At 53.4% G+C, this 12,631-nt stretch carries 13 protein-coding genes; 11 read left to right on the top strand and 2 right to left on the bottom strand.

What is annotated here, in order from left to right:
* Positions 1-118 precede the first annotated feature (118 nt).
* Positions 119-790 carry a COG3904 family protein gene (locus BM231_RS24825; protein ID WP_208860633.1) on the bottom strand — a complete coding sequence of 224 codons (672 nt, stop codon included), beginning with the start codon at positions 788-790 and terminating at the stop codon, positions 119-121.
* A gap of 98 nt (positions 791-888) precedes the next feature.
* Between BM231_RS24825 and BM231_RS24820 the strand changes: the two genes are divergently transcribed.
* Positions 889-1,266 (top strand): GFA family protein, encoded by a 378-nt coding sequence (locus tag BM231_RS24820; protein WP_093523855.1) that lies wholly within the window; start codon positions 889-891, stop codon positions 1,264-1,266.
* Positions 1,267-1,455: 189 nt separating this feature from the next.
* The gene (locus BM231_RS24815) at positions 1,456-2,016 is read left to right on the top strand and encodes a hypothetical protein (protein WP_093523853.1); all 561 of its coding nucleotides are present in this window, start codon (positions 1,456-1,458) and stop codon (positions 2,014-2,016) included.
* A gap of 212 nt (positions 2,017-2,228) precedes the next feature.
* Here BM231_RS24815 and BM231_RS24810 read toward each other — a convergent pair whose 3' ends face one another.
* Entirely contained in the window at positions 2,229-2,864 is a 636-nt protein-coding gene (locus BM231_RS24810) for a TetR/AcrR family transcriptional regulator (protein ID WP_093523851.1), read from the bottom strand.
* A 387-nt stretch (positions 2,865-3,251) separates the two neighbouring features.
* Here BM231_RS24810 and BM231_RS24805 point away from each other — a divergent pair, with 387 nt between their 5' ends.
* From BM231_RS24805 to BM231_RS24765, 9 genes are all read left to right on the top strand, one after another.
* Positions 3,252-3,818, top strand: a complete 567-nt coding sequence (locus BM231_RS24805) for a putative metalloprotease CJM1_0395 family protein (RefSeq protein WP_208860644.1) — start codon at positions 3,252-3,254, stop codon at positions 3,816-3,818.
* Positions 3,819-4,052: 234 nt separating this feature from the next.
* Positions 4,053-4,415 (top strand): DUF2946 family protein, encoded by a 363-nt coding sequence (locus BM231_RS24800; RefSeq protein WP_093523849.1) that lies wholly within the window; start codon positions 4,053-4,055, stop codon positions 4,413-4,415.
* Positions 4,416-4,675: 260 nt separating this feature from the next.
* Positions 4,676-5,047 (top strand): DUF2946 family protein, encoded by a 372-nt coding sequence (locus BM231_RS24795; protein WP_139226400.1) that lies wholly within the window; start codon positions 4,676-4,678, stop codon positions 5,045-5,047.
* Between the two features lie 35 nt (positions 5,048-5,082).
* Positions 5,083-6,639: an ABC transporter substrate-binding protein gene (locus BM231_RS24790; protein ID WP_093523959.1), complete on the top strand. Its 1,557-nt coding sequence runs from the start codon at positions 5,083-5,085 to the stop codon at positions 6,637-6,639.
* A gap of 65 nt (positions 6,640-6,704) precedes the next feature.
* Positions 6,705-7,649, top strand: coding sequence for an ABC transporter permease (locus BM231_RS24785; RefSeq protein ID WP_063299924.1), 945 nt, complete (start codon positions 6,705-6,707; stop codon positions 7,647-7,649).
* On the top strand, positions 7,636-8,505 hold the full coding sequence (locus BM231_RS24780; protein WP_093523845.1) for an ABC transporter permease: 870 nt from the start codon (positions 7,636-7,638) through the stop codon (positions 8,503-8,505). Before BM231_RS24785 ends, BM231_RS24780 begins: the two co-directional genes overlap by 14 nt.
* On the top strand, positions 8,499-9,284 hold the full coding sequence (locus tag BM231_RS24775; protein WP_093523843.1) for an ATP-binding cassette domain-containing protein: 786 nt from the start codon (positions 8,499-8,501) through the stop codon (positions 9,282-9,284). Before BM231_RS24780 ends, BM231_RS24775 begins: the two co-directional genes overlap by 7 nt.
* Positions 9,281-10,027 (top strand): ABC transporter ATP-binding protein, encoded by a 747-nt coding sequence (locus BM231_RS24770; protein WP_093523841.1) that lies wholly within the window; start codon positions 9,281-9,283, stop codon positions 10,025-10,027. Before BM231_RS24775 ends, BM231_RS24770 begins: the two co-directional genes overlap by 4 nt.
* Positions 10,028-10,126: 99 nt before the next feature.
* The gene (locus BM231_RS24765) at positions 10,127-12,373 is read left to right on the top strand and encodes a glycosyl hydrolase family 95 catalytic domain-containing protein (protein WP_093523839.1); all 2,247 of its coding nucleotides are present in this window, start codon (positions 10,127-10,129) and stop codon (positions 12,371-12,373) included.
* The last annotated feature ends 258 nt before the right edge of the window (positions 12,374-12,631 follow it).

Here is a 12,631-nt window from a genome sequence, read left to right as displayed (position 1 = left end):
ACAGGCTCCCTAAGCTCATAAGAGTATCCTTAAAAAGCGATTGGGAGGGATGCAAGGGCAGAATACAACGGACCACTGCTACGTGGCCCGTTTAGTATGTTCGTGTCGCTTTAAGCCCTTATGGGCGGGCGGCGTATTGCGTGCCGACTTCATAGCGCTTCATCTCGCTGTCAGTCATCCAGTGCACATCTTCCGGCGGGGCGGCTTCCAGTGTGTACCAGTAAAACAGCGGATCAATGCCAATGCTCTTGTAGTATTTGAGGTACTTCTCGTGCTCTTCATCAGACCTGGACAGATCCAATGCGGTATAATCCTCGGCACTCCACGAATGCACACCAATGCGCGCGCCCTTCACCACAACTCGCTTTTTGCCAGCAAGGAAAAAGTCTGTCCCGCCAGAGGCAATAATGCCGTTTGATGGAATGACCGTGGTCAGCCCGCGCTCGTGAACAATGCGACCCGCCTCCAGATTGGCGTAATCATCATCCGAGCCCGGCACATCCACCATAACGATGCGTTTGATCTTCGGGTTCTCATCCAAAGCTGTCCGCAAATCAATCGGCGTGGACGAGCTGATCACCCCGTTCATCACCAGTTCCCCATCCACCGCATCAAACCGTGCGATCTCGTAGTCATCCTCTATCGAGCCACATCCAGCCAACACCAGCACAAACAGCACTGCCGCAGGCCAACCAACCATCTTCTTCAAAGCCACCATTCCAAACCCATCAACTCGTTCTTCCTGCCCCAGACTTCTCACAGGCACAATGAAGGCTGGGTGATCGGCCAACCGATCTCACCCCGCCTGCTATGGCCCGAGAGTGACAACGATAGTCAAACCTCAGTTTTGGCTATACCCTGCCCGCCGGATAGCGAAGGAGTGTTAAGATGGAACAAGTCACGGGTGGGTGTTTGTGTGGCGCAGTTCGCCTTGTGGCGACGGGGGAGCCGGACAGGGTTGGCGTTTGCCATTGCATGGATTGCCGTAAACATCATGGCGCTGTTTTCCATGCCTCGGCGGTCTACCCTGAGGAGAAGGTCAGCGTTGAGGGCGAAGTGAACGCCTATCAAGGCCGCGCTTTTTGCCCCAAATGCGGATCTTCCGTTTACTCAACCAGCGAGGGCGAAATGGAGGTCCATCTGGGCGCTCTGGACGAGCCCAACCAGATGAACCCAACCTATGAGCTCTGGACCACCCGCCGCGAAACCTGGCTACCAGAATTCCCGGTTGCGAAAACCTACGAGAAGGATCGGGTTGAGGAGTGAAAAGATTGCAGTCACACTTCAGCAAGAGCACTGTACCCCTCTAACCATTTCTTTCTCTAAAGCCCTCAAAAAACATCTAATCACGACCTTTAAGCCTAACAGAAACCAATCTCTTGATCAGACGTCGAAACCCAATGACTATAGCTTTGAGCGTTTCACTTGAGGAAGTCTGTAAAGAGGTTGTCGAAGATGCCAACTGCAGTAAAAGCACCTGAACTCCCCAAGAAGTGGTCGAGTAGCAGTATTCCAAGCGAACATGAAGCAAAGCAGAGCATCAAGATCCTTCAGGCTCGCGCGAAACTGGCCGGAGATTCACAAGCCCGCAAGCTGGCTGATCTAACGCTGCAGAAACTTGGAAACTTTTTGCTATTTGAAGCCAAAAAAGGGGATCAGAACAAGCAAAAGCAAGCGGATGAAATCAAGCCATTGGTCATGAAGCTCTTTGAAAAAGCGCATGAGTTGAGTGCTCGCTTAAAGTTGCCAACCGGGTCTTTTGTTGTGCGGGTCGCAAAGCAGTCCAAACCAAAATTCTACCACAACGCCTCCAGCGCCGGGAAAAAAGCCGTCTGGACGTTTAAATACGAAGATGTTGGATTACCGTCGGTAAATGGGACATTCGATATCACCATGGACCGCAGCTATGCGTCCTTAAAAGGGGATGAGAACAAACAGGCCAAGAAGATTGGTGATGAAGCTGTTGCCGAAACAAAGAAGATTACGAAATCAAAAGACGTAAAGCTGGTGAAGTAAGTCGCTCAGTTTGCAACAGAGGCTCACACACAAAGCATGTCTTCAATGGCAGTCTGGTTTCGACACTGCCCAACCCGCAGCAGTTTTGTCTTGTTGGGTTTAGAGGCTGGGTGGCAAGCCCAGCAAATCACAGAGGAACGCAGAAAAACGCTAAATCGCGCAAAGCAACGCACATTTCAACGCAAACGAGATATCCCCGTTTGGCGCGAGGATTAAGCCTCTTCCAACAGCGCCGGATCAGCCACCACGGCACGCAGCACAAGGTCAGAAACACTGCGGGCGATTTCTTCCAGATCCTTATCCGTCTGCTCAGCACGTGGAGAGTACCAGAAGCATGGGCCGTTCATCAGGATGATGATGGAGTGCAGGGTGATGGAGACCGATTGCTTTGCAAACACACCAGCCTCAATGCCTTCCGTCAACACGCCGCGATAAAGGTTCTCATAGGCGCGGCGCATTTCGATGATTTGCTCAATCATCTGCGTTTCGTGAGGCTTGGCCGCGCCACGAAAAAACATGCGAGTGTCTTCGCTGACAACGCGGTGATAGCTCAGGAACTTGAGGATGCGCAGCACATGGGCGATGGACATGGCTCGCAGCTTCTCGACAGGGGGTATGTCCTGCGCCGCGATCGGGCTAACCCGTTCCATCAGCAGGGAAACAGAGCGCAGGCGGACGGCGTAAAGCAGCTCACCTTTGGAGCGGAAGTGATGGTAGACACGCCCTTTTGTAGACCCAAGAAGACCGGCAATATCATCAATGGAAGCCACATCCGGCCCCATTCTCATGAAACACTCAGCAGCAGCGTCCAATATCTCCTGCTGAGACCGGCTCAAATCTTCGATCATTCCCGTATTCCCCTAAAGGCTCCCGCTGCCTTCCCTTTAACGCAGTTTGCTTGCAATCTGAATCCTACAAACTGCTTTAAGGCGTTATTCTTGCACGCAACCCTACCCGAAAAGCAGCAGACGCATTTCTGGAATGCGCTGTAAATACACAGGTTTACAACCTCCACCCGAAGCAAAATCCTAGCATACCTAACGAAATTGTGTATCAGAAAATCCTTTACCTGAAGCACCAGTCCCTAGTATAAGTTCAACCTATGATAGATGGAATTGGATCCTCATTTACCGGACTGGCTCGCTCTGCGTCTTACAACGCAGCTCAGCCTGCACGCGTAAACCAGCAGGAATCCACGTCTTTTTTTCGTTGAACATGCGGTTCCCAAAGACTCCATCACCATCACAAGCGACCTTTCTGCCAACCCGGTTGCAGCAAGCTCCTCCTCTGAAAAGTCCAAGAACGAAAACGGACAGCTTTCTGATGGAGAACAGGAGCAGGTTCAAGAGCTTAAGACACGTGATACGGAAGTTCGTGCGCACGAACAAGCTCATGCAGCAGCGGGTGGTGCCTACGCCGGAGCGCCGAGCTACACTGAAACTCGCGGCCCGGATGGTCACAGCTATGCCATTGGCGGCGAAGTCTCAATCGATTCCGCACCCATTTCCGGTGACCCGGAAGCCAGCATCGCCAAGCTGAACACGGTGATCGCAGCTGCTCTGGCCCCTGCACAGCCATCCGGTCAGGATCAGGCTGTCGCCTCGCAAGCCCAGACGAATCTGGCGCAGGCTTATACCGAACTGCGCGAAAAGAACCTTGGCGGCAGCGAGGAAGAGCAGGAAGCAAGCGAAGTCAGTGGGTTACAGTCCCTGTTGCAGGTTCAGGAATACCCTGAAACCGCCTCGGACCCATCTGCTCTGCTGCTCAACGCTACACAAGCCTATCAGGCTGCGGCAGTTTAACTCTTACCTGAGCGCTATAAATCCAACATCTGTAACCACAGCGCTGACTGCCCCAAGTAACCTTATGAAAACATGATATTTTCTTACTTTGGTAACTAAGGAAGCCGGGCCGATCTACCGCGTGATTTGCTAAAATTTTTTCATAAACTCACAGTGCATATAAGTATAAGTCATTGACACGTATTTTGTACTAGCCTAAGGCGGAAATGCACTTACGCGTGACTAGAGTTTGCTGTGAAACTGACAAAAGCCAAAGCGACTGTATTTGCTGCACTGTTTGTATTGATGCAGCTTGTTGCGCCTCCCGGCATGATGGTGTCCGGAGGTGAGGACGGCTTTGAGATTGTCATCTGCACCGCGCAAGGCATGCGAACTGTCCTTCTTGACGAGCAGGGCAATGAACTCCAGCAAGCAGAAGAACAGCAAGCCTACGACAACTGCGCCTTCGGCACTGTTGTTGCAAAGGCCCTCAGCTCTTCTCCTCACACAGAATTCGGCGGATCTCCTCTTCCTATCGATGTGGTTTCACTGCCAACGAGCATTGCGTTTGCTGAAACGACAGTGCGCATCGCCGCCCCTAGAGCCCCTCCCGCCTGAGCATAAATTGGTTTGTCCCAGCCTTTCTTATTGTGGCTAATTTGCTGACATAAAAGGGCTATTTTCTCAAAAGACATTCCTGTTCCGTCATGCAAACCCATGGCAATGACAGGTTTTCTGCAGGCTGCTTGCCAGAAAACCCACGCCACATTTGCATGCAACGGACCCCGCAGGGTACAGCCTCGCGTAAAGCTCATCCCTCAATCTCGGCAATGTCTGAGGTTGGCTCTGATTGCTCATCAAGTGCAAGGTGCATTCACTTGGCTTTGAAACCATCAACCGTACTGGCCTGCTGGCTCGCAACCTGGTTTGTGATCCTACAGCTTGTTGCGCCGCCCGGCATGATGCCGCGTGCGGGCGCAGATGGTTTTGAGATCACCATTTGCACCTCGCAGGGCTTACAGCAGATCTTCATCGAAACCTCTGATGAAGACGACGAGCAAAAGGACGTACAGAACAACGCGTTCTGCCTTTTCTCCCTTGCCATGCTGAAGTCACCGACCCCTGCCTCCTTGGGCAGCTTCGCTATTGAAATCTCAAGACCACAGCATATCTTCGCCCTCAACGAGGTGGGGCATTACGCAATTTCGCGGCGAAGCCATGCTCCGCGGGCGCCTCCTGTCTTTGTCTGATTTTCGCTCGATTACAGATAATGATTGGAATTGAAATGAATAAATTCAAACAACTACTTGGCGTCAGCGGTGTGCTCGCAGCGTCTCTTCCTGCTCTGATTTCCGGCGTGCCAGCGGCACAGGCGGAAGACATTCAACAGCTGCGCATTGCGGTGAAAAAAGACCGCTACAGCGTAGACCCGAAGAAGTTCAACTTCACCACCCGCCGACCAGCCGGGCAGATCGTTGAAACGGCTGTTAAACCAGACGAAAACTTCATTCCGCAAGGCGTGTTGTTTGAGACTTGGGACTACAAAGACGGCATCTACAGCATCAAATTGCGCGAGGGCATCAAGTTTCACGACGGTCAGACATTTGACGCCAAAGCCGCAATCGACGCGCTGAAGCTGTACGATCAGGGCCGCTCTGACTTCCTGCAGATTGATCAGGAAAGCTTTGATCAGACCGGGCCTTACACCTTTACGTTCAAGTCCGAGATCAACTCCTCTCTTGTCATTGAAAACATGACCCACCGTGGGGCATCGCTGTTTTCCATCAACGGTGAACGTGCGGAAAACCCAATTGGTACAGGTCCTTACCTGCTGGACAGCTACAAGCCAAAACAGTCCATCAGCATGAAACGCAATGCGGATTACTGGGGGGATGCACCGAAGGTTGAGAACATCACCTATCACTTCATCGCGGATGATCAGGTGCGTTTGCTGGCACTGCAGAACAATGAGGTCGACATCGTTGCTGAAGTCACCCCACAGATGCTGCTAAGCTTGCCAAAAGACGGCTCTGTGGTGGTGCACGAATCCCGCCCGATCCGTTATGTGGCCCTGCTGACCAACCTGCACGGCAAGGCACCATACGACACGCTGAAGGACAAACGCGTGCGCGAGGCGCTGGCTTATGCCATCAACCGCGAGCAGCTGGCGCAAGTTCTGTTCAACGGCAAAGGTGTTGTTGCAAAAGGCATTTTGCCAGACTGGATGTTTGGCCTTGGTGACAAGCACGTTGACGGCTTTGACTACAACACCCAGAAGGCAGAAGCCCTGCTGGATGAAGCTGGCTGGCCCAAAGGCAGCGACGGCATGCGCAGCAAAGACGGCAAACCGCTGAAACTGCGCCTTGTTGCAGCTTACCCGAACGTTTCCAGCGTGCGTCCAATGCCAGAGCTGCTGGAGCAGATGTTCCGCGGTATCGGCATCGACATTGAGCTGGTTCAGGTTGATGATTCAGGCGTTTACGACGACACCTATCTGGCAACCGGTGAAGCGGATCTGTACATGGAGTTCGCCTCCAACAACAACGCAGACCCAACCTACCTTCTGTACAACCTGTTCCACTCCAAAACCCCGTGGGGCTACCAGTACACCGCGCCGGGTGGCAAGCTGGACACCATTCTCGACAATGCTCGTCAGGCGCAGAGCCGCGAAGAAGTCATTGAACTTGTTCGTGAAGCGCACCGCGAAATCGTGCAGACCAAACTGGCTGCTATTCCAATCCTGATGGTGCCGAACTTCAACCTGTCCCGTCCGGGTCTGAACATCCCGATGTTCGAGCACGCTGACTGGATCGATTACGGTCAGGTTACCCAAACCAAATAAGAGATGCGCAGCACAGATCATTGCAACACCATGATCTGTGCTGCCTTTTCACGAAAGATCAGCACATGAAGCAGTTTGTTTTCAAGCGCACGCTTTCGGGAATTCCAACTCTGTTTGGCATGACCCTGATTGGTTTTTTAATCATCGGCCTCACCCCCGGCGATCCTATTGAGATGGAACTGCGCCGCTTGGGCGTGTCGTTCACCGCTGAGCAGGTGGAGGCATTGCGGGTGGAGTATGGCTTGGATAAGCCTCTGATCCAGCGCTACTTTATCTGGTTGCTGGACCTGTTCCGGCTGGATCTGGGCACGTCCATCGCGTCGGGCCGTCCTGTGTTGGAGCTGTTTAAAGAGCACTTGCCGATTACGGCGACGCTGTCCGTTCTGGCTTTCGTCAGCTCACTGGCTCTGTCGCTGGTGCTTGGTACCGTGACGGCGGTTTCACAGCGCACATCGGTCTCCACCAGTCTCTATGTGCTGACCATGTTTCTGGTCTCCGTGCCCTCCTTTTGGCTGGCGCTGTTTCTGCTGGCGGTGTTCGCGTTGGGTTTGGGGTGGTTCAACCTGCTGCAATTCGGCAATGCGCAGGACCTGATCTTACCTGTGATCACGCTGACCCTTGGCAACGCGGCAGTGATGAGCCGGCTGGTGAGGGAGCGGATAATCGCTGTTATGAGCGAAGATTACATCCGCCTTGCGATTACTAAAGGCCTGTCCCGTAGAGCTATTCTGGGGCGCCATGTGTTCAAGTCCATTCTGCCACCACTCATCACCAACTGGGCCATTTCCTTTGGTTCCCTGCTGGGTGGATCAGTGATCATTGAAAACATCTTCAACCTGCCCGGCTTAGGGCAACTGGCACTGCAGGCCATTGCGGAGCGGGATTTTGCGATCTTACAAGCTTATCTGCTGTTTATGGGGCTGGTGTTCTTCTTAGCGAATTTTGCGGCGGACCTGACAAACCATTGGCTCATGCCTCAACTCAAGGAGGATGACCATGGCGTACGTTGATAGCGCAAAATCTATCCCCCTCTCACGGGCAACCAGCCTCTTCAGAGGCAAAACCACGTTTTTGCTCGGCAGCCTCTTTCTATCCTGCTTCATCATATTGGCGATTGGCGGCGAGGCTTTTGCTCCCAACCCACCCAACCAGATTGACCTGCTGCACCGCCTCAGCGCACCTAGCCTAACCTACCCGCTCGGCACCGACCATCTGGGCCGCTGCATCCTTTCCCGCCTGATGACTGGCACGGCGTTATCGCTTGGCACAGCGCTGACAACAGCTGGACTTATCCTCGCCATCGCTTTGCCAGTTGGCCTACTCTCAGCCCTCTGCAAAGGCTGGGTTGATGCGGTTTTGATGCGGATTGCGGATATTTTCCTCGCGTTCCCCATGCTGGTGTTCGCCCTCGCAATCATCGGCTATCTGGGCGCGTCCCTCACCTCCGCCGTTATTGGCGTCGCCCTCGCCTGGTGGCCAGGTCTGGCACGTTTGGTCCGCACGCTAACGCTGGAAGCAGCCTCCAAAGAGTACGTTCTCGCCTCTCGCCAATGCGGGCAGAAGCCATTGAATATCATAGCAAAACACATCCTGCCGCAAATCCTGCCACCTCTGCTGGTGGTCCTTTCTCTGGAGATGGCGGGGCTTTTGCTGGTGCTCTCGTCCCTCAGCTTCCTCGGCCTTGGCGCACAACCACCCGCCGCAGAATGGGGTGCCATGCTCAACGAGGCACGGCCCTTCTTTGCAGAGCGCCCCAGCGTCGTTCTGGCCCCGGGCATCGTCATCATCCTCGCCGTTCTCAGCTTCAATCTGGTGGGCGAAGGCATCCGCTTTCAGCTGGACAAGAGGAAACCCTACAGATGGTAGATATCCCCCTTCTTCAGGTGCAAAACCTCACCATTGCCAACAGTACCCAAAACAACGAGTCGCTGGTAGAAGGCGTAAGTTTCAGCCTTTCCGCTGGCCAACGTTTGGGTCTGATCGGCAAGTCCGGTTGTGGTAAGTCATTGACCTGCCACGCGATTACGGGTGCTTTGCGTGCTCCACTCACCACTTCAAGCGGGTCCATCCGGTTTCAGGGCCAAGACCTTCTGGCAATGCCGTTCGCTGAGAAACAGAGGATCAGAGGCACAGGCATCTTCTGCATTTTCCAAAGCCCCGGCAGTGCCTTACACCCCAGCCTGACCATCGCAACGCAGCTGCTGGAAACGGCGGGTAACGTCTCTTTGTTTGGGCAGGACGCGCAGCAGACCATCAGCCAGGCACTGGAGGCCGTCTCACTGCCTCAGCACTGCCTGAAGCAATACCCCAATGCCCTGAGCGGCGGCATGAAGCAGCGGGTGATGATGGCTATGGCGTTGATTTTAAAGCCAACTGTCCTGATAGCCGATGAACCAACCACCGGTCTTGATGTCATCACCGAACATGAAACGCTAGAGGCGCTCAACGTGGTACAGCAGGAAACCGGCTCCGCTCTGCTGTTCGTTAGCCACGACCTGCGCATTGTCCGCCAAACCTGCACCTCCGTGCTGGTGATGGATGCTGGCCAGCTCGTAGATGCCTGCGACTTGAACCAGCCAATCGCGCCGGATTGCCACCACGCCACCGCCGAAATCACAAGAGCTATGGAAAGGCTTCAACTATGACCATAGAAGCACGACATCTCTCCATCGCATACGGTTCAAATCAAGTGCTTTCCGAAGTCAGCCTGACCCTGCATCCTTCCCGGACCACAGGCCTTGTAGGCCGCTCCGGCTGCGGAAAATCAACGCTGGCCAAGGCTATGACGGGCATCATCCCGGCACCGCAAGAGACACTGTTTCACAACCACCAGATCTTCTTCCCAGACCTCAGCAAGACCGGAGATATCATCCACTACATGTGGCAGGATCCATTGGCCGCTCTTAGTCCTTTCTTAAGCGCACTAGACTTGATCTGCGAGCCTCTGAAAGCCATCCATAAGTTGCCCAAAGCTGAGCGCCAGCGAAAGGCGCGAGATCTGCTGCATATGGTGGGGCTAGAGGACGCCTGCGCCGCAAAACGCCCGCATCAGCTTTCCGGCGGGCAGTGCCAACGCATTGCTCTGGCACGAGCTTTAGCCGTAAAGCCAAAGTTTCTGGTGTTGGACGAGCCGCTCTCCGCGCTGGATCTGGTGACTCAGGAGCAAATCACCGCGCTGCTACGCAAGGTGCGGGCGGAGATGAACATGGGTCTGCTGATCATTTCCCACGACCTGCAAACACTGGCCAAACTGGCGGATGACATTGCAGTAATGGAAGGCGGCAGGATCGTAGAACACAAAGAAACGCAAGAGTTCTTCGCAACCCCCGAACATCCGCTCTCGCGTCGGTTTGTCGAAATTTCAAAGTATTCCGCTCCAGCAGCCTGATCATTGAAATTTTTCAATAAACTGTGCTGCCCTGCGACAAAACACTCCGTTAGTCTCTGGCGAACCCATTTCGCCAGTTTGTATTTTTTTGGATTGAGTATGCCCCTTCTGGAACAGAGCAATATTGAACAGATCAGCCGCGACGCCCAGCTCAGCAAACTCAGAAGGAACAAGGTGCGGTACACTGCCCTGCCACAACGCCAGCAAGAGAGTATATTGCTGGGCTCAGGGCTGGTCGGGGTCATGCTATTCCAGACCAGCGAAACTACACTGCAATTGGCTCTGGGGCGGGCGGATGTTTACAACGTCAACCCCGAGGTGATGGCTCACCGCAAGCCACTTGGGCATTGCGAGCTCACCTTCTCCAGCAAAATCAAAGGCGTGGAGTTATCGCTTGACCTTGCCACTGGCATCCTATCTGGCACGTTAAAGCTGGAAGAAGAAGACATCACCCTCACTTGCTTCTGCCATGCCTTGAAGGACAGCATCATCCTTGATGTGAAGCAGATGATGACCAGCTCAACGCTCACCTATCATCCCGTCGAGAACCCACAGTCCTCCCGTACCCGAAACTCACACCCACACGACAATGGACCATTTGAGCAAGCCGAGGTGCGGTCATATGCCGATGATATCGGCGCTTACACGAGCACAGCGTATAGGGAACGAGGCATGCAGGCTGGGGAGGTGATCGTCGCAACCTCAACACAGCGCCATCACCAAAGCCTCCGGCATTTCTGCCGCATTGAGTATGACCGCGACATCAAAAGTCAACTTGCAATAACGGCACGCACCAACCTTCAGGCTACACTTAACGCGCCATATGAAGCACTAGTGCAATCTCATCAGCAAGAATGGTCGAAGTATGCCGATAGAACACTGTTTTCATTACCAGATCAAGAACTTGAAGCCTATATTGATTTCCAGTTCTACAAGCTCCGCTGCCTCACCCGGCCAGATGGAGCGCTGATTGATCTGCAAGGTGTTTGGTTTGATCCGACAACCCCGTGGCCCGGCGTCTGGCATAACCTCAACTCTCAGCTCACCTATTGGATCTGCGCGTATGGTAATCGCTCTGATCTGATGAAACCACTCATTCGCCAGCTGCAGAAGCATGAGCACCAGCTGGCAAAAATGGGTGGAGAGACAGATGGTTATAACCTCTACACGGTCACCAACGTAGACTTCTGCCCGCCAGGACCAAAGCCAACGCCAATCGCGCCCTTTACAGAAGGGGCCAGCATTGCAGATGGCACCGCGTACCACACACAAAACGTACAGGACGCCACGCTCGGCAATTTCCTCTGGCTGGTCCATAATCTCTGGTTGGCAGCTTCTTATGAGGATGATCAGGAGCTCCTACAAACAGTCGTTAAACGCTTCCTGAAGAAGGGGATTCAGTTCTACCGACCCCACTTCACGCAGGCACCCGACGGCTCCATACATTTGCCGGAGAGCTTCTCGCCAGAATATAAATCGGCCCGCAACTGCAACTATGATCTTGCTGTCCTGAAATGGGCAATCTCTGCTTATCTAACCCTCGAGCCAGACACCGAGGAAGCGCTGGAGCTCGCAGCAATTCTGGGCCAACTTGTTGATTACCCTTATTCAGAGGACACCGGGTACCTGATCGGCGAAGATGTAGCTCTCACAGATGCCCACCGACATTACAGTCATTTGCTGATGGTCTATCCGTTCTACCTGCGCAATATGGATCAGCCGGACGAGAAAGAACGCATCCGCAAGTCCGTAGACCACTGGCAAAGCTTCTCAAAATCACCTCATGAACCGCATGAAAAGCTGGTTGGATATTCCTTCACAGGTGCTGCTTCACTGTACGCTGCCATTGGCGAAGGCGATCTTGCGCATGAGTATCTGCGGGCGTTTCTCGACACCAATGCAGGCGGGCGCATGCATTTGACCAACACTCAATACTATGAACACGCCGGAATTGACGCGACCACGGTCGAAGTCCCCCTTACCGGTGCGACAGCGGCCATTGACATGCTGTTGCAAAGCTGGGGCGGGAAAATCCGGCTCTTCCCAGCAATCCCGCCAGACTGGAAAGACGCTGCCTTCTTCAACTTACCTGCTCATGGAGGCTACCTGATCAGTGCTGTGCTGCAAGATGGGAAACTCGCATTCCTTTCTGTAAAGGCGAAGCGCAACGGCAGGTTTGCCCTGAAATCAGCGATACTGCCACACGAATTGCAGGAAACTTCCATTCACCTGGAAGCAGGTAAAACTTATGTTTGGGCTGCACCAAATTTTGATATTGCTGCCTTCCTTAAAGATGATCAGCAAAAAATCAGGTTCAACCGGCAAGGAATCTCAGAAACACACTAAAAAAGATGGAATTTATTGAAATATTTTCATAGTAATACTTTGATATACCACAGAGGAACTACTTATTCTCGTTCCATAGATATTTGCAAAGCGTAGAGATACCCGATCTCTCGCAATAAATATTTCATGGTTGGATCATTGAGGAGTGAACCACCGTGAGATGGGGGGAGAATTTGATGAAGAGCGTTACACTCACGTCGATTGCTGCTTTGACGCTGCCGTTTCTGGCCGCCAATGGCTGGGCCTATAACGAAGCGC

Source organism: Pseudovibrio ascidiaceicola (assembly GCF_900114245.1).
In the GTDB taxonomy this organism is placed as follows: Bacteria; Pseudomonadota; Alphaproteobacteria; order Rhizobiales; family Stappiaceae; genus Pseudovibrio; species Pseudovibrio ascidiaceicola.
The sequence above is the reverse complement of the archived record's forward strand: the minus strand, read 5'-3'. Positions and strand labels throughout refer to the sequence as shown.